Here is an 18,251-nt window from a genome sequence, read left to right as displayed (position 1 = left end):
GCAAAAGGTTAATTTCGCGTTAACCGGCCTGAATCCGCGAGTCGCGCGGGCATGGCGCCGCCGGGGAATCGCAAAAAGACTCCCTTTTCAGCCGGTTGGGCGACCCCTTTCGGTTCGTCGCATTTTGGTGATTAACGCCAATTGGTTTCCAATTGGTAACACGATGCAACACGATTTTTCACTCTGCCTGCAGCTCCCCGATCAGCCTGGGGCGCAGCCAGGCGATCAGCGCTTCCACCCGCGCGGGGCGATGCGGCGAGGGCGGGGTGACGATGCTCAGTGTCGATGGCTCGAACCGCCAGTCGGGCAACAGGCGGACCAGCCGGCCATCGGCCAGCCCGGCCTCACAGAAGAAATCGGGCAGCGCGGCGATGCACTGGCCATCGAACACGGCGGGCAAGGCGGCATCCGCATTGTTGACGATCAAAGCCGCGCGCGGCCTTGCCAGCACGCGCGCGCTGTCTGCTCCGGTGAGCGGCCATACGCCTGGCTGGGCGGAGTTGGCATAATGGACCGCCTTGTGCGCATCGAGGTCGGCCGGATGCTGCGGCGTGCCGTGGCGCGTGCAATAATCGGGCGATGCGATGATGTACATGCGCACCGGGCGCAAGCGGATCGCGCGCAGGCTGCTGTCGGGCAGCACGGCGATGCGCAGCGCGAGGTCAAACCCCTCTTCGACCAGATCGACCCGTGCATCGGACAGATGCATGTCGATCAGTATGCCGGGGTGCAGCGCCATGAACTGCGCGACCAGCGGTGCGACGGCGCGCAGGCCGAAGCTCATCGGCACCGCGATGCGCACCGTACCGGAGAGCAGCACCGCCTCGTCACGCGCCGCCTCGACCGCCGCCTCGCCATCCATGCGGATGCGCCGGGCATGATCGACCAGCGAGCGCCCTGCCGCAGACAAGGACAGTCGGCGCGAGGTGCGGTGGAACAGGACCGTGCCCAGTTCCGCCTCCAGCCGCGAAACCGCTTTCGAGACCTTGGCCTTGGACAGGCTGAGCGCTTCGGCCGCGCCGGTGAAACTGCCGGTATCGGCCACGGCAGCAAAAACCGCCCAGGCCTCAAAATCAGGAAGACGCATTTCGGAAACAATCCTTTTCCAAACTGGCTATTTTGGAAACGATAGCCAAAGTCTATCTGTTGCTCAAGCCAAGGCGCGGTCGAAAAGCCGCTGCCAGCAAGGAGCAAGTGACATGATCGAGAAACGCGATTTTTCCACCCTGGGTCACGCCAATCACGGCTGGCTCAATGCCCGCCATCATTTCTCGTTCGGCGGTTATCATGATCCGGCCCGCATGGGCTGGGGCGCCCTGCGCGTTTGGAATGACGACGAGATCGCCCCCAAAAGCGGTTTCCCCACCCATCCGCACCGCGACATGGAAATCATCACCTATGTCCGCACCGGCGCGATCACCCATCGCGACAGCCTGGGCAATGAAGGCCGCACCGAAGCGGGCGACGTTCAGGTGATGAGCGCGGGAACCGGCGTGGCGCATAGCGAGTTCAACCTGGAGGACGAGGAAACCCGGCTGTTCCAGATCTGGATCATCCCCGATGCTGTCGGTGGTGCGCCGCGCTGGGACGCCAAGCAGTTCCCCAAGGGCGAACGTTCGGGCAAGCTCGAAGTGCTCGCCAGTGGCCGCGATGAGGACATCATGGCCGGTGCGCTGATGATCCGGGCCGATGCGCGGCTGTCCGGTGCCACCCTGGCATCGGGTGACAGCATCACCCACCGGATCGATCCGGCCTATGCCGCCTATCTGGTGGTCTCGGCCGGCAGCGTGACCGTGAACGGTGTCGAGATTGGCGAACGCGATGCCGCTGCAATCACGCAGGAGACCGAGATCACGATCACGGCGGATGAAGATGCCGAATTCCTGATCGCGGAAACCCGTACCCACTGATCCCTCCCCCGCCCCGCCGCCTTCCCCCTCGGGCGGCGGGGCACCCTTTCATCCCCGATTTCACGAAGGAGAATTTCCATGGCAAAGGTTCTGGTGCTTTATTACTCGACTTACGGCCATATCGAGACGATGGCCGAGGCCGTTGCGGAAGGTGCGCGCGGCGAAGGCGCGGACGTGACGATCAAGCGCGTCCCCGAAACGGTCGCGGAAGACGTTGCCCGCGCCAACCATTTCAAGCTGGACCAGGCCGCAGACGTGGCGACGCCCGAAGAGCTGGCGGATTATGATGCCATCATCGTCGGCACCGGCACGCGCTTTGGCCGCATGTCGAGCCAGATGGCCGCCTTCTGGGACCGCACCGGCGGTCTGTGGGCCAGGGGCGCGCTGGTCGGCAAGGTCGGCGCATCGTTCACCGCGACTGCCAGTCAGCATGGCGGCCAGGAAACGACGCATTTCTCGATCCTGACCAACCTGCTGCACCATGGTCTGACCATTGTCGGCCTGGACTATGGCTATCAGGGCCAGCTGAGCAATGACGAGGTCATCGGCGGATCGCCTTATGGCGCCAGCACGATTGCCGGCGGCGACGGATCGCGCCAGCCGCATCAGGCCGATCTCGACGGTGCCCGCTATCTTGGCGCGAAGGTTGCCCGCACCGCCGCCAAGCTGACCGCCTGACCCCCTCCCCCGCCCGCTCGGGAGCAGCCGCCCGCATCCCCTCCTTTGGGGGGATTGCGGGCGGTTTGGCATCTGCCTAGCTTCGCAGACTGTGCAAGGGAGAGCGAGAGTGATGCGGGTTGGATTGCGGCGGATTGCGATCATCCTGTCCGTGCTTTGGGCTGCGGCCATGCCCGCTCACGCCGAATGGCACGAAGCCTCCAGCCCCAATTTCCTGGTCTATGCTGACCAGAGCGAAGGCGACATTCGCGAATTTACCGACATGCTGGAGCGCTATCGCTCGGCCATGCGCTTCATCTACAAGCTGCCCGAAGAACCGACCTCGCCCTCCAACCGGCTGACGGTCTTCGTCGTTCGCGATGCCAGTCAGGTCCGCAAGCTGATGGGCGACGGCAGCCGTTTTGTTCGAGGCTTCTATCTTCCTCGCGCGGGCGGGTCGGTAGCTTTCGTTCCGCAGGTCGAGGATGACAGCCAGAGCGACCGAGTGTCGCGGGACGAACAGATATTGCTGCACGAATACGCCCACCATTTCATGTTCAGCGTGTTTTCGGGCTCGCCGCCCCTGTGGCTGCAGGAAGGGTTTGCCGAATTCTATTCCACCGCCAAGTTTGACAGCAGCGGCGGTGTCGGCCTCGGCCTTCCGGCGGACCACCGCGCGGCTGAACTCGCTCTGGCGCAGGAGGTACCGCTCGATCTGCTATTGGACACGCGCAAATATCGCGAGAATGCGTCAAAGCGCTATGACGCGTTTTACGGTCGCAGCTGGCTGCTGTTCCATTATCTGACCTTCTCAGACGCCAGAGCGGGGCAGATGGCCAGTTATCTGCAAAGGATCAATGCCGGCGAGGGCGAAGTCGCCGCTGCGGTTGGCGCCTTTGGTGATCTTGATGCGCTGGACAAGGAACTGACCGCCTATATGAAGCGGCGTCGGCTGACCTATCTCAACCTTCGGCCGGACAAGATCGTCAGCCAGCCGATCACCATTCGCATGCTGGGCAAGGGCGAGGCCGCGATACTGCCAGTCGTGATGCGATCGAAGCGCGGCGTGAACAAGGAAACCGCACCCGAGGTTCTGGCCGATGCGCGTACGGTCGCAGCGCTTTATCCCGACGATCCGTTCGTGCTCACCGCGCTAGCGGAAGCCGAATTCGATGCCGGGAATGAGGATGCCGCCATTTCCGCGGCCGACAAGGCAATTGCCAGGCAACCGACAAACGTCGGCGCAATGGTCCAGAAGATTTTCGCGCTCTTCCGCAAGGCCAGCGACGAGCAAAGTCTCTGGCCCGAAGTGCGCGCGGCGATCTCCGCCGCCAACGCCGCTGAAAACGACAATCCCATTCCGCTTGCCTATTTTTACCGTAGCTATGCGGCACAGGGCAGGAAGCCCCCGGAAATGGCAGTGCAGGGTCTGCAAAAGGCGCTGCAGCTTGCGCCTTATGACACCGGCAACCGGCTGACTCTGGCCGAATATTTCATCCGCACGGGCAACAGCAAAGCCGCCGAAACGACCCTCACCCCATTGCTGAACCATCCCCATAATGCGGAACTCGCGAACCTGGCGCGCAAGATGCTGGAGGCGGGGTCGGCATCGACCAAGGACGGTGCATCGGACAGCAATTCGTGACATGCCTCTCCCTTGCCAAGGGAGATGAACATGCGATCGACATTCACGCGAGCGGCGTTGGCCGCTCTTGCACTGGGCGGATGGGCCGCCAATGGTTCGGCTGGCGCACAAGAGGCCATGCGCCCGGGGTTCCATGCCGGAACGGTGATCCCGGATTTCGGAGCGGTGGCGAGCGTCGACGGGCATGCCCCGATCCCCGCAGAGGCGACGTTCAGCATCGTCTTCGATGCCAGTGATCCGGGCAAGCCGGGCAGCATCAACAGCACCATCGAAAGCGCCGCGCGCTTCATCAACATGCATGTCGAAGCCGGCGTTCCGCGCGAGGCGATCCGGCTCGCGGTGGTGGTGCATGGCCAGGCCGCGTTCGACCTGACCGATGCCGCGACCTATGCCGCCAAGCATGATGGCGCAGCCAATGCCAATCTTGCCGCGATCGCGGCGCTGTCACAGCATGACGTGCGGTTCATCCTGTGCGGCCAGAGCGCTGCGGCGCTGGGCATCAAGCGCGATCAGCTCGCCCCCGGCGTCAGGATGTCCCTGTCTGCGATGACCGCGCATGCGTTGCTGCAGCAGCAGGGCTATACGCTCAATCCGTTCTGACGGTATCGCCAGCGCAGAAACAAGAAACCCCGCCGGAATGCGCTTCCGGCGGGGTTCTTGTGCTTGCTCTGCCCGGCGTGAAGCCGGGCGGAGTGATCGATGCTTATTCGGCGTCGCTGTCCACCGCTTCGGCTTCGGCGGCCACAGGAGCCGGGGCCGGAGCGGGTGCTGCCGCCAGTTCGTCTGCAGCAGCCATCGCCTTTTGCAGCGCACGCTGCTGCGCGCGGAGCGCGGCATCGCGGCTGTTCGCGGCGATACGGATGCGCGCCATGCCCGCACCGGTGCCTGCCGGGATCAGACGACCCACGATCACGTTTTCCTTCAGGCCGATCAGCGAGTCGCGCTTGCCTTCCACCGCCGCCTGGGTGAGCACCCGGGTGGTTTCCTGGAACGACGCAGCCGAGATGAACGAACGCGTCTGCAGCGAGGCCTTGGTGATGCCGAGCAGCACCGGCTTGCCCTCGGCAAACTTCTTGCCTGCGGGCAGGCGAGCGTTGACCTCGTTCATTTCCTCGGCATCGAGCTGTTCGCCTGGCAGCAGCGTGGTATCGCCGCCATCGGTGATCTCGACCTTCTGCAGCATCTGGCGAACGATCACCTCGATGTGCTTGTCGTTGATCTTCACGCCCTGCAAGCGATAGACTTCCTGGATTTCGCTGACCAGATATTCGGCCAGCGCTTCCACGCCCAGCACTTCCAGAATGTCGTGCGGATCAGGCGAGCCCGAGATCAGGTTGTCGCCCTTCTTGACATAGTCGCCTTCCTGGACGTCGATGACCTTGGACTTGGGCACCAGATACTCGACCGGTTCACCCTCTTCCGGGTGGATCGCGATCTTGCGCTTGGCCTTGTAGTCACGGACGAACTCGATGCGGCCCGAGACCTTGGCGATGATCGCATTGTCCTTGGGCTTGCGCGCCTCGAACAGTTCGGCCACGCGCGGCAGACCGCCGGTGATGTCGCGGGTCTTGGCGGCTTCGCGGCTGACGCGGGCGAGAACATCGCCGGCTTCGACCTTCTGGCCATCCTCGACCGAGAGCATCGCACCCACAGCGAGCATGTAGCGCGCTGCTTCGCCCGATCCCTCATCCAGCAGGGTGAGGCGGGGACGCAGGTCTTCCTTGGACTTCGCCTTGCTCGATCCGCGGAATTCCACGACCACGCGCTGCGCGATACCGGTGGCATCGTCGGTCTGTTCGACCAGCGTCTTGCCGTCCAGCAGGTCCTGATACTTCACGACACCGCTGGTATCGGTGATCACCGGCATGGTGAACGGATCCCATTCGGCGATGCGATCGCCAATGCTCACCGGGCCATTGTCGTCGACCAGCAGCACCGTGCCGTACGGGATACGGTGGACCGCACGTTCGCGGCCTTCCTTGTCGACGATCGCGATTTCGCCGTTACGGGCGAGCGACAGGCGCTGACCGCGCTTGTTCACGATGGTCGGGATATCCCGATACTGCAGCGTGCCATCAGCCACCGCTTCGAGGTTCGACTGCTCATTGAGCTGCGCCGCGCCACCGATGTGGAAGGTACGCATGGTGAGCTGGGTGCCCGGTTCACCGATCGATTGCGCAGCGATAACGCCGACAGCTTCACCGATGTTGACCGGGGTACCACGCGCCAGGTCACGGCCATAGCACTTGCCGCAAACACCCTGGGTCGCTTCGCAGATCAGCGGCGAACGGATGCGCGCTGCCTGGATGCCCAGAGCCTCGATCGACGCCACAGCGGCTTCGTCGAGCAGCGTGTCCTTGGCAACAACGACTTCGCCCGACTTCGCATCGACGATGTCCTCGGCCAGGGTACGGCCCAGGATACGCTCGCCCAGCGAGGCGATGACCGAACCGCCCTGCACGATCGCGCGCATTTCCAGCGCCCGCTCGGTACCGCAGTCTTCCTGCACGATGACGCAGTCCTGCGACACGTCGACCAGACGGCGGGTCAGGTAACCCGAGTTCGCCGTCTTGAGCGCCGTATCCGCCAGACCCTTGCGGGCACCGTGGGTGGAGTTGAAATACTCCAGAACGGTCAGGCCTTCCTTGAAGTTCGAGATGATCGGCGTTTCGATGATCTCGCCCGACGGCTTGGCCATAAGGCCGCGCATACCGGCAAGCTGCTTCATCTGCGCCGGCGAACCACGCGCACCCGAATGGCTCATCATGTAGATCGAGTTGACTGGGGCTTCGCGGCCATGCTCGTCCTTCGGGGTCGCCTTGATCTCTTCCATCATGGCGTTCGCGACCTGGTCGCCGCAACGGCTCCAGGCGTCGATCACCTTGTTGTACTTTTCCTGCTGGGTGATCAGACCGTCCTGGTACTGCTGCTCATAGTCAGCCACCAGCGCGCGGGTCTCATCGACCAGACGCTCCTTGCTGTCCGGAATGATCATGTCGTCCTTGCCGAACGAGATGCCGGCGCGGCAGGCGTGACGGAAGCCCAGGCCCATGATCGCATCGGCAAACAGGACGGTGTCCTTCTGGCCGGTGTGACGATAGACCTGATCGATCACGTCGCCGATTTCCTTCTTGGTGAGAAGGCGATTGACGACATCGAAGGGCACCTTGTGGCTCTTGGGCAGACATTCGCCGATGAGCATGCGGCCCGGCGTCGTCTGGTAGCGCTTCAGATACTGGTTGCCCTGTTCATCGGTCTGCGGAACGCGGGCGATGACCTTCGAGTGCAGCGTCACCGCACCCACTTCCAGCGCCTGATGCACTTCGGCGATATCGGCCATCAGCATGCCTTCGCCCGGCTCGCCTTCGCGGTCCATCGAAAGGTAATACAGACCCAGTACCATGTCCTGCGAAGGAACGATGATCGGCTTGCCGTTGGCGGGCGACAGAATGTTGTTGGTCGACATCATCAGCACGCGCGCTTCCAGCTGGGCTTCCAGCGAGAGCGGAACGTGGACGGCCATCTGGTCACCATCGAAGTCGGCGTTGAAGGCCGAGCAGACGAGCGGGTGCAGCTGGATCGCCTTGCCCTCGATCAGCACGGGTTCGAACGCCTGGATGCCCAGACGGTGCAGCGTCGGTGCGCGGTTGAGCATCACCGGGTGTTCGCGGATCACCTCGTCCAGGATGTCCCAGACTTCCTTGCGCTCCTTTTCCACCCACTTCTTGGCCTGCTTCAGGGTCATCGACAGACCCTTGGCGTCAAGACGCGCGTAGATGAACGGCTTGAACAGCTCGAGCGCCATCTTCTTGGGCAGGCCGCATTGGTGCAGCTTGAGTTCCGGACCGGTCACGATGACCGAACGGCCCGAATAGTCGACGCGCTTGCCGAGCAGGTTCTGACGGAAGCGGCCCTGCTTGCCCTTGAGCATGTCGGACAGCGACTTCAACGGACGCTTGTTGGCACCGGTGATGATGCGGCCGCGACGACCGTTGTCGAACAGCGCATCCACAGCTTCCTGCAGCATGCGCTTTTCGTTGCGGACGATGATGTCCGGCGCGCGCAGTTCCATCAGCCGCTTCAGACGGTTGTTGCGGTTGATGACGCGGCGGTACAGGTCGTTCAGGTCCGAGGTCGCAAAGCGGCCACCGTCCAGCGGCACCAGCGGGCGCAGCTCGGGCGGGATCACGGGGATGACTTCCAGGATCATCCATTCGGGACGGTTGCCCGAATCGATGAACGATTCGACGACCTTGAGGCGCTTGATGATCTTCTTGGGCTTGAGCTCCGACTTGGTCGTCTCAAGTTCCTGCAGCAGATCGGCACGCTCCTGCTCGAGGTCCAGATCCATCAGCATCTGGCGCACGGCTTCTGCACCGATACCAGCCGAGAAGGCGTCTTCGCCGAACTCGTCCTGCGCATCGAGCAGCTCGTCTTCGGTGAGCAGCTGATATTTTTCCAGGCTGGTCAGGCCCGGCTCGATCACGACATAGCTTTCGAAATACAGCACGCGCTCAAGCTGCTTGAGCTGCATGTCGAGCAGCAGGCCGATGCGCGAGGGCAGCGACTTCAGGAACCAGATGTGCGCGACCGGAGCGGCGAGCTCGATATGGCCCATGCGTTCGCGACGGACCTTGGTCACGGTCACTTCCACGCCGCACTTTTCGCAGACGATGCCCTTGTACTTCATGCGCTTGTACTTGCCGCACAGGCACTCATAATCCTTCACGGGACCGAAGATGCGCGCGCAGAACAGGCCGTCACGCTCGGGCTTGAACGTGCGATAGTTGATCGTTTCGGGCTTCTTGATCTCGCCGAAGGACCAGGAACGGATACGCTCGGGGCTGGCGAGACCGATCTGGATCTCGTCAAAGGTTTCCGGCTTCACGGCGGGATTGTTGAATTTGGTCAGTTCGTTCATTTTCTGCTCCATTCAACCCTCTCCCTGCAGGGGAGAGGGAGGGGCCCAGGCTTCAGCCTGGGAGGGAGAGGGAAATTTCGGGCCCCTCTCCCTGGTGCTTCGCACCTGTCCCTCTCCCCTGCAGGGAGAGGGTGGTACTGTTACTCCGCGGCTTCCGGCAGCGCGTCCGGACCTTCATCCGGATCGGGCAGCGCGTCGATCGAGTTCAGCTCGACGTTCAGGCCCAGCGAGCGCATTTCCTTGACCAGCACGTTGAAGCTTTCCGGAATGCCGGCCTCGAACGTGTCGTCACCCTTGACGATCGCCTCATAGACCTTGGTGCGGCCGACCACGTCGTCGGACTTCACCGTCAGCATTTCCTGCAGCGTATAGGCCGCGCCATAGGCCTGGAGCGCCCAGACCTCCATTTCCCCGAAGCGCTGGCCACCGAACTGGGCCTTGCCGCCCAGCGGCTGCTGGGTGACGAGGCTGTAGGGGCCGATCGAACGCGCGTGGATCTTGTCGTCGACCAGATGGTGCAGCTTGAGCATGTAGATATAGCCCACGGTCACCTTGCGGTCGAACTTGTCGCCGGTACGGCCGTCGTACAGATCGACCTGGCCCGAGGGATCGAGACCCGCCCGCTCCAGCATCCGCGACACGTCCGCCTCGCGCGCACCGTCGAACACCGGGGTGCCCATCGGAACGCCGTTGCGCAGCAGACCCGCCAGTTCGACCACGCCGTCATCGCTGCGGCTGTCGATCTCGGCGTCGTAATCCTCGCCATAGACGTATTTCAGCTTCTCGCGCAGCGCATCGGGCGGAGCGCCCGCTTCCGGGTTCGGATTGGCCTCGCGCCAATCGTCCAGAGCCTTCGAAATCTGCTGACCCAGGCCGCGTGCGGCCCAGCCCAGATGGGTTTCGAAGATCTGCCCCACGTTCATGCGGCTCGGCACACCCAGCGGGTTGAGCACGAAATCGACATGCGTGCCGTCTTCCAGGAACGGCATGTCCTCGATCGGCAGGATGCGGCTGATGATGCCCTTGTTGCCGTGACGGCCGGCCATCTTGTCGCCCGGCTGCAGCTTACGCTTCACCGCGACGAAGACCTTGACCATCTTGAGCACGCCCGGGGCCAGCTCGTCACCGCGCTCCAGCTTTTCGCGACGGTCGTCGAACTTCTCGGTGATGCGGGTAACGGCTTCGTCATACTGGGCCTTGACCGCTTCGAGGTCAGCCTGAACGGCATCGTCCTCGACCGCGAACTTCCACCACAGGTGCTTTTCGACTTCCTCGAGCAGCGCCTCGTCAATGGCGACGCCCTTCTTCACGCCCTTGGGCGCAGCCGAAGCGACCTGGCCGACCAGCATTTCGCGCAGGCGGTTATAGGTGGCACGGTTCAGAATGGCGCGTTCGTCTTCGCGGTCCTTGGTCAGACGCTCGATTTCCTCGCGTTCGATCGCCAGGGCACGTTCGTCCTTGTCGATGCCATGACGGTTGAACACGCGGACTTCGACCACGGTGCCCGATACGCCCGGCGACAGACGCAGCGAGGTGTCGCGCACGTCGCTCGCCTTTTCACCGAAGATCGCGCGCAGCAGCTTTTCTTCCGGCGTCATCGGGCTCTCGCCCTTGGGCGTGATCTTGCCGACCAGGATGTCGCCCGGATGCACTTCTGCACCGATATAGACGATGCCCGCCTCGTCGAGGTTGCGCAGCGCTTCCTCGCCGACATTCGGGATGTCGCGGGTAATGTCTTCAGGGCCCAGCTTCGTATCGCGCGCCATGACCTCGAACTCCTCGATATGGATCGAGGTGAAGACGTCATCCTTCACGATGCGTTCGCTGATGAGGATCGAGTCCTCATAATTGTAGCCGTTCCAGGGCATGAACGCGACGAGCGCGTTGCGGCCCAGCGCCAGTTCACCCAGGTCGGTCGACGGACCGTCGGCGATGATATCGCCCTCGGCAATCACGTCGCCCACCTTCACCAGCGGACGCTGGTTGATGCAGGTGTTCTGGTTCGAACGTTGGAACTTCTGCAGCGTGTAGATGTCGACGCCCGACTTGCCCGAGTCCACCGAGCCGGTGGCGCGGATCACGATACGGGTCGCGTCGACCTGATCGACGATGCCGGCGCGCTTGGCAGCGATCGCGGCGCCCGAATCGCGCGCCACGGTCTCTTCCATGCCGGTGCCGACGAACGGCGCTTCGGCGCGCACCAGCGGCACGGCCTGACGCTGCATGTTCGATCCCATCAGCGCGCGGTTGGCGTCATCGTTTTCCAGGAACGGAATGAGCGATGCCGCGACCGAGACGAGCTGCTTGGGGCTGACGTCCATCAGCGTGATGATGTCGCGCGGTGCCATCAGGAATTCGCCGGCCTGACGGGCCGAGACGATGTCCTCGGCAAAGCTGCCGTCTTCGTTCAGCTCGGCGTTCGCCTGCGCGATGGTGTGCTTGGCCTCTTCCATGGCCGAAAGGTACACGACCTCGTCGGTCACCTTGCCGTCGATCACCTTGCGGTACGGGGTTTCGATAAAGCCGTACTTGTTCACGCGGCTGAACGAGGCCAGCGAGTTGATCAGACCGATGTTCGGGCCTTCGGGCGTTTCAATCGGACAGATACGGCCATAATGCGTCGGGTGAACGTCGCGGACTTCGAAGCCGGCGCGCTCGCGGGTCAGACCACCCGGGCCCAAGGCCGAAACACGGCGCTTGTGGGTGACTTCGGCCAGCGGGTTGGTCTGGTCCATGAACTGCGACAGCTGCGACGAGCCGAAGAATTCACGCACCGCTGCGACCGCAGGCTTGGCGTTGATCAGGTCGTTCGGCATCACGGTCGACACATCGACCGAGCTCATGCGCTCCTTGACGGCGCGCTCCATGCGCAGCAGGCCGACGCGATACTGGTTTTCCAGCAGCTCGCCCACCGAACGCACACGACGGTTGCCGAGATTGTCGATGTCATCGACTTCGCCCTTGCCGTCCTTCAGGTCGACCAGCGTCTTGACGACGGCCAGAATGTCCTCGCGGCGCAGCGTGGTAACGGTGTCCTCGCAGTCGAGCTCGAGACGCATGTTGAGCTTGACGCGGCCCACGGCGGAAAGGTCGTAACGCTCGGCATCGAAGAACAGGCCTTCGAACAGCGCATCGGCGGTTTCGCGCGTCGGCGGCTCGCCGGGGCGCATGACGCGATAGATCGCATCGAGACCCATGTCGCGGCTGTCGGCCTTGTCGGCCTTCATCGTGTTGCGGATCCAGGGGCCGGTGGTGACATGGTCAATGTCGAGCAGCACGAGCTGGTCGATGCCTGCCTTGTCCAGCTTTTCCAGATTTTCGGCCGAGACCTCGTCACCGGCTTCGATATAGATCTCGCCGGTCTGTTCGTTGATCAGGTCATAGGCGCTGTAGCGGCCGAAGATTTCCTCGGTCGGGATCAGCAGGCTGGCCAGGCCATCCTTGGCGGCCTTGGTGGCGGCGCGCGGGGTGATCTTGTCGCCCGCCTTGAACGCCACTTCACCGGTTGCGGCATCGACAATGTCGAACGCCGGCTTCATGCCGCGCCACTGTTCGGCCACGAACGGAATCTTCCAGCCGCCGGTGCCGCGCTCATAGGTCACGGTGTCGTAGAAATAGTCGAGGATTTCCTCGTCGTTCAGGCCCAGCGCGTAGAGCAGCGAGGTGACCGGCAGCTTGCGCTTGCGGTCGATACGCACGTTGACGATGTCCTTGGCGTCGAATTCGAAATCGAGCCACGAACCGCGATAGGGGATGACGCGCGCTGCGAACAGATACTTGCCCGACGAGTGGGTCTTGCCGCGGTCATGGTCAAACAGCACACCCGGCGAACGGTGCATCTGGCTGACGATCACGCGCTCGGTGCCGTTGATCACGAACGTGCCGTTCGCGGTCATCAGCGGCATGTCGCCCATATAGACGTCCTGCTCCTTGATATCGAGCACGGAGCGGCTTTCGGTCTCGGCATCGACCTCGAACACGATCAGGCGCAGCGTCACCTTCATCGGCGCGGCATAGGTGATGCCCCGCTGGCGGCATTCCTGCACGTCGTACTTGGGCGATTCGAGTTCGTAATGCACGAAGTCGAGTTCGGCGGTGCCGGCAAAGTCGCGAATCGGGAACACGCTGCGCAGCGTCTTTTCCAGGCCCGAAACATAGCCGATCGCGGGATCGGAACGCAGGAACTGTTCGTAGCTTTCGCGCTGAACCTCGATCAGGTTCGGCATTTCGCTGACTTCGTGAATGTCACCGAAGATCTTGCGGATACGCTTCATCGGGGTCGGCTTGGTAGCGGCCGATGCTCGTGCGGAAGTTGCCATAAACGTGTCTTCGCCTTTTCGTGTCAATCGATTCGCGGCGCACAAAGACGCCAAAAGGCCGCAAGTTCATGAGCGCCTCATGAACCGCAGCCTATCGCGTCTAAATGGTCCCGGAGGCTTCCTTCGTTCGGCAGGTCCGCGCAAACCTGTCATGTCTCGAAGCGTCCGGTATCGAGCGCCCATATAGGCAGCGCTGTTGGACTTGTCAAACACGCCTACCGGGTTTGCAATTGCCCGCTCGGGACAGGATGACAGGGTGGCGCAAGGCGCGCTATGCCGATGCCCATGACACGCTATCAGCGCCACCACTGGATGCTCGCCGCAGCTTTGGCAGGGCTTGCAGGCTTTGTCGATGCGATCGGCTTTCTGGAAACCGGCGGCTTCTTCACCGCATTCATGTCGGGCAATTCGACCCGCATGGCAGTGGGAGCGGTCGGCGGCGGATCGGCAGCAGGCATGGCCGCCGGGATGATTGCGACGTTCGTGGCGGGCGTGACGCTGGGCGCTGCCATCGGCAACAGGTGCACTGCCCGCGCGCGGCTGCCCGTCACCGTGGCGCTGGTCGCTGCACTGCTGGCGCTGGCGGCGGGGCTGGCGATGGCCGGGATGCCGATGGGCGCGATCGGCTGCACGCTGCTCGCCATGGGCGCGGAGAACACCGCATTCCAGCGCGAGGGCCAGGTCAGCATCGGGCTCACGTATATGACCGGCACCCTGGTCAAGCTGGGCCAGGCGCTCGCGCGCATCCATCAGCGCGAGCATCGCGGCGAATGGCTGCCCTATCTGCTGCTCTGGGCGGGGCTGGTCAGCGGGGCGCTGATGGGCGCACTCGCTTTTCAAAGCTGGGGACTGGTCGCCTTGTGGGTCTCTGCCGGGCTTGGATTGCTGCTCGCAGGCGTCGCCAGCCTGCCGCGCTTTGCCATCGAATAGGCTCCGCAACCGGGCAAAATCAGGTCAGAATTGCAGCCGTTTTTCCTCGGCCTGTCGGCACGGCGGGTCAATTCGGCCTCAAATCGCCCGAACGGGGTGAACGTTTTGGCGGGGCCTGAACGTTGACCCGATACCATGACACACACACCGCCCCCCATTCGCCCGGCAAGGGCCGCGATTACCGCCGTTCTTGCCCTGACCGCAACCCCGCTGCTGGCGCAGGATATGGTGCCCGGCACCGCCCCGGCCACTGCGCCGACGCTGCCCCAGGGCCTGCCCGCGCCGTCCTCTGCACCAACGACGGCGCTGCCCGGCACGACGCCGCAGGTCAGCACCACCCAGGCTCCGACCGTTCAGGCCCAGCCGCCCGCAGCGTCGCTGCCCGGCATGCCGATGGCCAGCCCGGTTGCGCCGCCGGTGGTGACCGATATGCCCGTCGCGGCGATCGCCCCCAGCGCCGAGGTCGAAGCAAGTCCTGCTCCGCGCGCAACGCCTGCGCCCCGCACGACGACCGCTCGCAATCAGCCGGCCAGCAGACAGGCAGCGCCTGTGGCAGAAACTGGCGGACCCACCGTGGCGGCAAGCGCACCGGTCGACTCGCCGATGATCGAGCAGGATATCGCCGTGCCGCCGATGCCCAATGGCGGCGCGCTGGTCGATGCCCCGGTGACCGAAAAGACGGCCACCAATGACCCTGCCCCGTCGAACGCGCCCGAAGGCGGCGGCGAGGTCTGGGGCTGGATGGCGGCTCTGCTCGCAGCGCTCGGCCTGGGTGGCGGCGCGATTGCCTTGCGCCGCACACGGACCCGCGATGCCCTTCGTCCCGGCGCGGAGCGACCGGTGACGGCGCCGGTGCCCGATGGTCGCCTCGCCGGACCGCATGACCGCCCGGTCATGACTCCGGCGCCGCGCGCCGCGGTCCCGGCCACGGCGAGCTTCGTCCAGCCGACCCTGGCACAGCCTGCGGCTCGGCCGACGACGGAACGGCCGATTGCCCGCCCGATCACGGCGCGCCCGGTCAGCGCGGACAGCGAAATCGACCATCGCCGCCTGGAAGCGCTGATCGCGCAACGCCCGAGCCGCGACAATCCCTTCCGCACCCGGCCCAACCGCAAGCGCCGCGCACTATTCCTGATGCGCAACAGCTATGGCCTGCAAAGCGCAGCCTGATAGCCGCTTTTGGAACGACATGACTTGCGCATCCTGGGGAGGCGGACCATCCGCCTCCCCTTTTTGCGGTCAGGCGGCGCGATAGCGCTGCAGCCAATGCGCATAAGGCGCAGGCAGCGTCCAGCTGGGATTATCGACGCCAAGCTCGCGCGCAGCCTGATACGGCCAGTGCGGGTTTTCGAGCAGCGGGCGGCCCATCATTACCAGATCGACATCGCCATCGGCGACCATGCGATTGGCGTTTTCCGACGTGCCGATATACCAGCTGGTGGCGTTCGACAGGCCGGTTTCCTCGCGCACGCGGCGCGCAATCGGTGCCATGAACGCCGGACCCCAGGGGATCTGCGCGGCAGGGGTCGAAAAGCCGATGCTGACATCGATAAAGTCGAGCCCGCGCGCCTTCATCTCGCCCACCAGCGCGATGGATTCAGCCAGCGTCTCCTCGTCCTGGCCATCGAATTCGAGGACGCCGAAACGCGCCGAGAGCGGCAGATGCTCGGGCCACACCGCGCGCACTGCTTCGAGTGTCTCGAGCAGGAAGCGACCGCGATTTTCGGCGCTGCCGCCATATTGGTCGGTGCGCTGGTTCGAGTGGCGCGACCAGAAGCTCTGCGCCAGATAGCCATGCGCAAAGTGCAGCATCAGCCATTCGAACCCGGCATCGCGCGCGCGGATCGCGGCAGCGACGAAATCGGCCTTCACACGCTCGATATCGGCCAGCGTCATTTCATGCGGGGTGCGGTTGAGGCCACCACCGAAGGCAATCGGCGACGGCGCGATCGGCTCCCAGCCGCGCGGATCGCCCTCGGCGATATGGTCATCGCCCTCCCAGGGCTTGTTGGCGCTGGCCTTTCGGCCGGCATGCGCGATCTGGATACCGGGAACGGCCCCTGCCGCCTTGATCTCGGCGACGATCGGCGCGAACGCATCGCGCTGCGCGTCGTTCCACAGGCCCGTGCAGCCCGGCGTGATCCGGCCTTCGGGCGAAACGCCCGAGGCCTCGACCACCACCAGCCCTGCACCGCCGCGCGCCAGCGAGACGAGATGCGAGCGGTGCCAGTCATTGGGCACGCCGTCTTCGGCAGAATACTGACACATCGGCGAGACCGCGATGCGGTTACGCAGCGTCACGGACTTGAGCGTGAACGGGGTGAACAGGGGGATGTCGGTCATATGGAATGTCCTTCGGTTAATTATGATAGTTCGTATATAATCGAACTATAGGATTTACAAGACCGGCATGCTATATGTTTCGGCATGAGGAACTATGCCCATCCCGATCTCGCGAACGTCTCGATCGAACACACATTGCATGCGCTAAGCGATCCCGTGCGGCTCGACATTATCCGCCAGCTCGACCGCGCGGGCGAAGCGAGCTGCGCGGCCCTTGACGGCGGCCGCCCCAAATCGAGCATGTCGCACCATTTCCGCGTCCTGCGCGCAGCGGGGCTGGTGCACACGCGGATCGCGGGCGTGCAGCATATGAACACGCTGCGCCGCGAGGAGGTGGATAAGCGGTTTCCGGGGCTGCTGGATGCGGTGCTGGGGGTGAAGGCTTAGGGGTTTGGCTTGGCTGGTTTTAGGCGACGGGCGATAACGCGCGGATGGCGGGTGCTGGGTGGATAGAGGTCATCGACTTACAAACAACCCGCCTCCGAAACGATTGCGCTCCTTTCTTTAATGATGCCATCAACAGCGGACCATTGAACCTCGACCTGCTCTTGGCATGGCAATCCGTGGATTGTTTTGCTCGCTCTGCCTTTATGAGCGTTTTGGAAATTGTTATCATCGAGCCATAGCAAAAGCTCGGCTTCCGGTGTGCCCTCGTTAAATCTTTGGTTGAAAGCCAAAGCAGGTGTTCCCCACCGTGCATCGGTGAGAAGGGCGGGCCTTTTGTCCGCCAAAGTAAAGGCGATGCCAAACAAGATATTTTGCCATGTTAGAGCGACGAGCAATGACAACGCCAATGCACCGAGCACGAACCATTTCGTCCGAGGGGATGGTTTGGGTTTCATATGCTGACCTTAGCTTGGTCAACAATGTCCGCAACGGAGTCGCTTGCAGAACGGCAGGTTTTATCTGCGCCCCCTCAAAAGCCGCCACCCCCTCCGCTCAGCCTGAGCTTGTCGAAGGACCCGCTATATGGCCAGCGTGGGCGTGGGTCCTTCGACTTCGCGGGCTGAAGCCCGCGGCTCAGGATGAGCGGATGTGGTTAAGGCGTGTGCCCCTCCCCGCTTGCCTGCGCAGGCAGGCATCCAGCTCCTCCCCTGAAGCCCGGCCCAACGCTTAGTAGATGGGCCCCTGCCTTCCCACGGGAGCGGGTGGTGTGAAGGCGCGGGCTAGCACATCTGGATTGCACCTCTTCGCGGCTTCGCGTCTTCGCGTGAAACCCCTTTTTGGCACGCGAAGACGCTAAGCCGCGAAGGGGTTGAGCGCGGCCCATGGCAATCGCGTTCCCCTCCCTGCCAGGGAGGGGTTAGGGGTGAGTCGGCCGCGCGTTACTCGCGGTTGGCAGCAATCTGCGCGCGCTTACCCATCCCCTTGCCCCTCGCTTGCAGGGAGGGGAGTCTGGTACTGCGCTAGCGGGCGGGCAGATCAAGCCCTCTACCCTTTAGGGGCAGGGCTGGGAGGGGGGCGCGAGGGTTGTGCTGGCGAACACCCCTCTCAGCTGCGACTAGGCAGCACGCTGCCAAGTCTCG

12 protein-coding genes are annotated in these 18,251 nt (G+C 63.5%); 7 read left to right on the top strand and 5 right to left on the bottom strand.

Annotated features, from left to right (window positions below; all coding sequences use genetic code 11):
- Positions 1-178: 178 nt before the first annotated feature.
- Positions 179-1,087 carry a LysR substrate-binding domain-containing protein gene (locus OU999_16835; GenBank protein ID WAC23381.1) on the bottom strand — a complete coding sequence of 303 codons (909 nt, stop codon included), beginning with the start codon at positions 1,085-1,087 and terminating at the stop codon, positions 179-181.
- A 112-nt stretch (positions 1,088-1,199) separates the two neighbouring features.
- Between OU999_16835 and OU999_16830 the strand changes: the two genes are divergently transcribed.
- The 4 genes from OU999_16830 (at position 1,200) to OU999_16815 (ending at position 4,812) form a co-directional block, all read left to right on the top strand.
- A complete protein-coding gene (locus OU999_16830) occupies positions 1,200-1,910 on the top strand; it encodes a pirin family protein (protein ID WAC23380.1) in 711 nt (236 codons plus the stop codon).
- Between the two features lie 78 nt (positions 1,911-1,988).
- A complete protein-coding gene (wrbA, locus tag OU999_16825; protein WAC23379.1) occupies positions 1,989-2,588 on the top strand; it encodes an NAD(P)H:quinone oxidoreductase in 600 nt (199 codons plus the stop codon).
- Between the two features lie 169 nt (positions 2,589-2,757).
- On the top strand, positions 2,758-4,212 hold the full coding sequence (locus tag OU999_16820) for a hypothetical protein (protein ID WAC23378.1): 1,455 nt from the start codon (positions 2,758-2,760) through the stop codon (positions 4,210-4,212).
- Between the two features lie 30 nt (positions 4,213-4,242).
- Complete coding sequence (locus tag OU999_16815) at positions 4,243-4,812, top strand: DsrE family protein (protein ID WAC23377.1); 570 nt, start codon at positions 4,243-4,245, stop codon at positions 4,810-4,812.
- Positions 4,813-4,915: 103 nt separating this feature from the next.
- On the opposite strand, the gene rpoC is transcribed toward OU999_16815, so the two are convergent.
- Together rpoC and rpoB are read right to left on the bottom strand one after the other, a co-directional pair.
- The gene (rpoC, locus tag OU999_16810; protein WAC23376.1) at positions 4,916-9,133 is read right to left on the bottom strand and encodes a DNA-directed RNA polymerase subunit beta'; all 4,218 of its coding nucleotides are present in this window, start codon (positions 9,131-9,133) and stop codon (positions 4,916-4,918) included.
- A 140-nt stretch (positions 9,134-9,273) separates the two neighbouring features.
- Positions 9,274-13,452, bottom strand: a complete 4,179-nt coding sequence (rpoB, locus tag OU999_16805) for a DNA-directed RNA polymerase subunit beta (GenBank protein ID WAC23375.1) — start codon at positions 13,450-13,452, stop codon at positions 9,274-9,276.
- Between the two features lie 285 nt (positions 13,453-13,737).
- On the opposite strand from rpoB, the gene OU999_16800 reads away from it, so the two are divergent.
- Together OU999_16800 and OU999_16795 are read left to right on the top strand one after the other, a co-directional pair.
- On the top strand, positions 13,738-14,382 hold the full coding sequence (locus tag OU999_16800) for a YoaK family protein (GenBank protein WAC23374.1): 645 nt from the start codon (positions 13,738-13,740) through the stop codon (positions 14,380-14,382).
- A 135-nt stretch (positions 14,383-14,517) separates the two neighbouring features.
- Complete coding sequence (locus tag OU999_16795; GenBank protein WAC23373.1) at positions 14,518-15,552, top strand: hypothetical protein; 1,035 nt, start codon at positions 14,518-14,520, stop codon at positions 15,550-15,552.
- 69 nt (positions 15,553-15,621) lie between these two features.
- Here OU999_16795 and OU999_16790 read toward each other — a convergent pair whose 3' ends face one another.
- Positions 15,622-16,725 (bottom strand): NADH:flavin oxidoreductase/NADH oxidase, encoded by a 1,104-nt coding sequence (locus tag OU999_16790; protein ID WAC23372.1) that lies wholly within the window; start codon positions 16,723-16,725, stop codon positions 15,622-15,624.
- An 84-nt stretch (positions 16,726-16,809) separates the two neighbouring features.
- Between OU999_16790 and OU999_16785 the strand changes: the two genes are divergently transcribed.
- On the top strand, positions 16,810-17,112 hold the full coding sequence (locus tag OU999_16785) for a helix-turn-helix domain-containing protein (GenBank protein WAC23371.1): 303 nt from the start codon (positions 16,810-16,812) through the stop codon (positions 17,110-17,112).
- 77 nt (positions 17,113-17,189) lie between these two features.
- On the opposite strand, the gene OU999_16780 is transcribed toward OU999_16785, so the two are convergent.
- A complete protein-coding gene (locus OU999_16780) occupies positions 17,190-17,567 on the bottom strand; it encodes a hypothetical protein (protein ID WAC23370.1) in 378 nt (125 codons plus the stop codon).
- Positions 17,568-18,251 lie beyond the last annotated feature (684 nt).

The sequence above is a fragment of the Blastomonas sp. SL216 genome, assembly GCA_026625625.1.
Taxonomy (GTDB): domain Bacteria; phylum Pseudomonadota; class Alphaproteobacteria; order Sphingomonadales; family Sphingomonadaceae; genus Blastomonas.
The sequence above is the reverse complement of the archived record's forward strand: the minus strand, read 5'-3'. Positions and strand labels throughout refer to the sequence as shown.

Excerpts from the sequence above, each read along its gene's own strand:
- OU999_16790 (WAC23372.1), bottom strand. The coding sequence starts at position 16,725 with ATGACCGACATCCCCCTGTTCACCCCGTTCACGCTCAAGTCCGTGACG.
- OU999_16835 (WAC23381.1), bottom strand. The coding sequence starts at position 1,087 with ATGCGTCTTCCTGATTTTGAGGCCTGGGCGGTTTTTGCTGCCGTGGCC.
- rpoC (WAC23376.1), bottom strand. The coding sequence starts at position 9,133 with ATGAACGAACTGACCAAATTCAACAATCCCGCCGTGAAGCCGGAAACC.
- OU999_16815 (WAC23377.1), top strand. The coding sequence starts at position 4,243 with ATGCGATCGACATTCACGCGAGCGGCGTTGGCCGCTCTTGCACTGGGC.
- OU999_16800 (WAC23374.1), top strand. The coding sequence starts at position 13,738 with ATGACACGCTATCAGCGCCACCACTGGATGCTCGCCGCAGCTTTGGCA.
- OU999_16820 (WAC23378.1), top strand. The coding sequence starts at position 2,758 with ATGCCCGCTCACGCCGAATGGCACGAAGCCTCCAGCCCCAATTTCCTG.
- rpoB (WAC23375.1), bottom strand. The coding sequence starts at position 13,452 with ATGGCAACTTCCGCACGAGCATCGGCCGCTACCAAGCCGACCCCGATG.
- wrbA (WAC23379.1), top strand. The coding sequence starts at position 1,989 with ATGGCAAAGGTTCTGGTGCTTTATTACTCGACTTACGGCCATATCGAG.
- OU999_16795 (WAC23373.1), top strand. The coding sequence starts at position 14,518 with ATGACACACACACCGCCCCCCATTCGCCCGGCAAGGGCCGCGATTACC.
- OU999_16830 (WAC23380.1), top strand. The coding sequence starts at position 1,200 with ATGATCGAGAAACGCGATTTTTCCACCCTGGGTCACGCCAATCACGGC.
- OU999_16785 (WAC23371.1), top strand. The coding sequence starts at position 16,810 with ATGAGGAACTATGCCCATCCCGATCTCGCGAACGTCTCGATCGAACAC.
- OU999_16780 (WAC23370.1), bottom strand. The coding sequence starts at position 17,567 with ATGAAACCCAAACCATCCCCTCGGACGAAATGGTTCGTGCTCGGTGCA.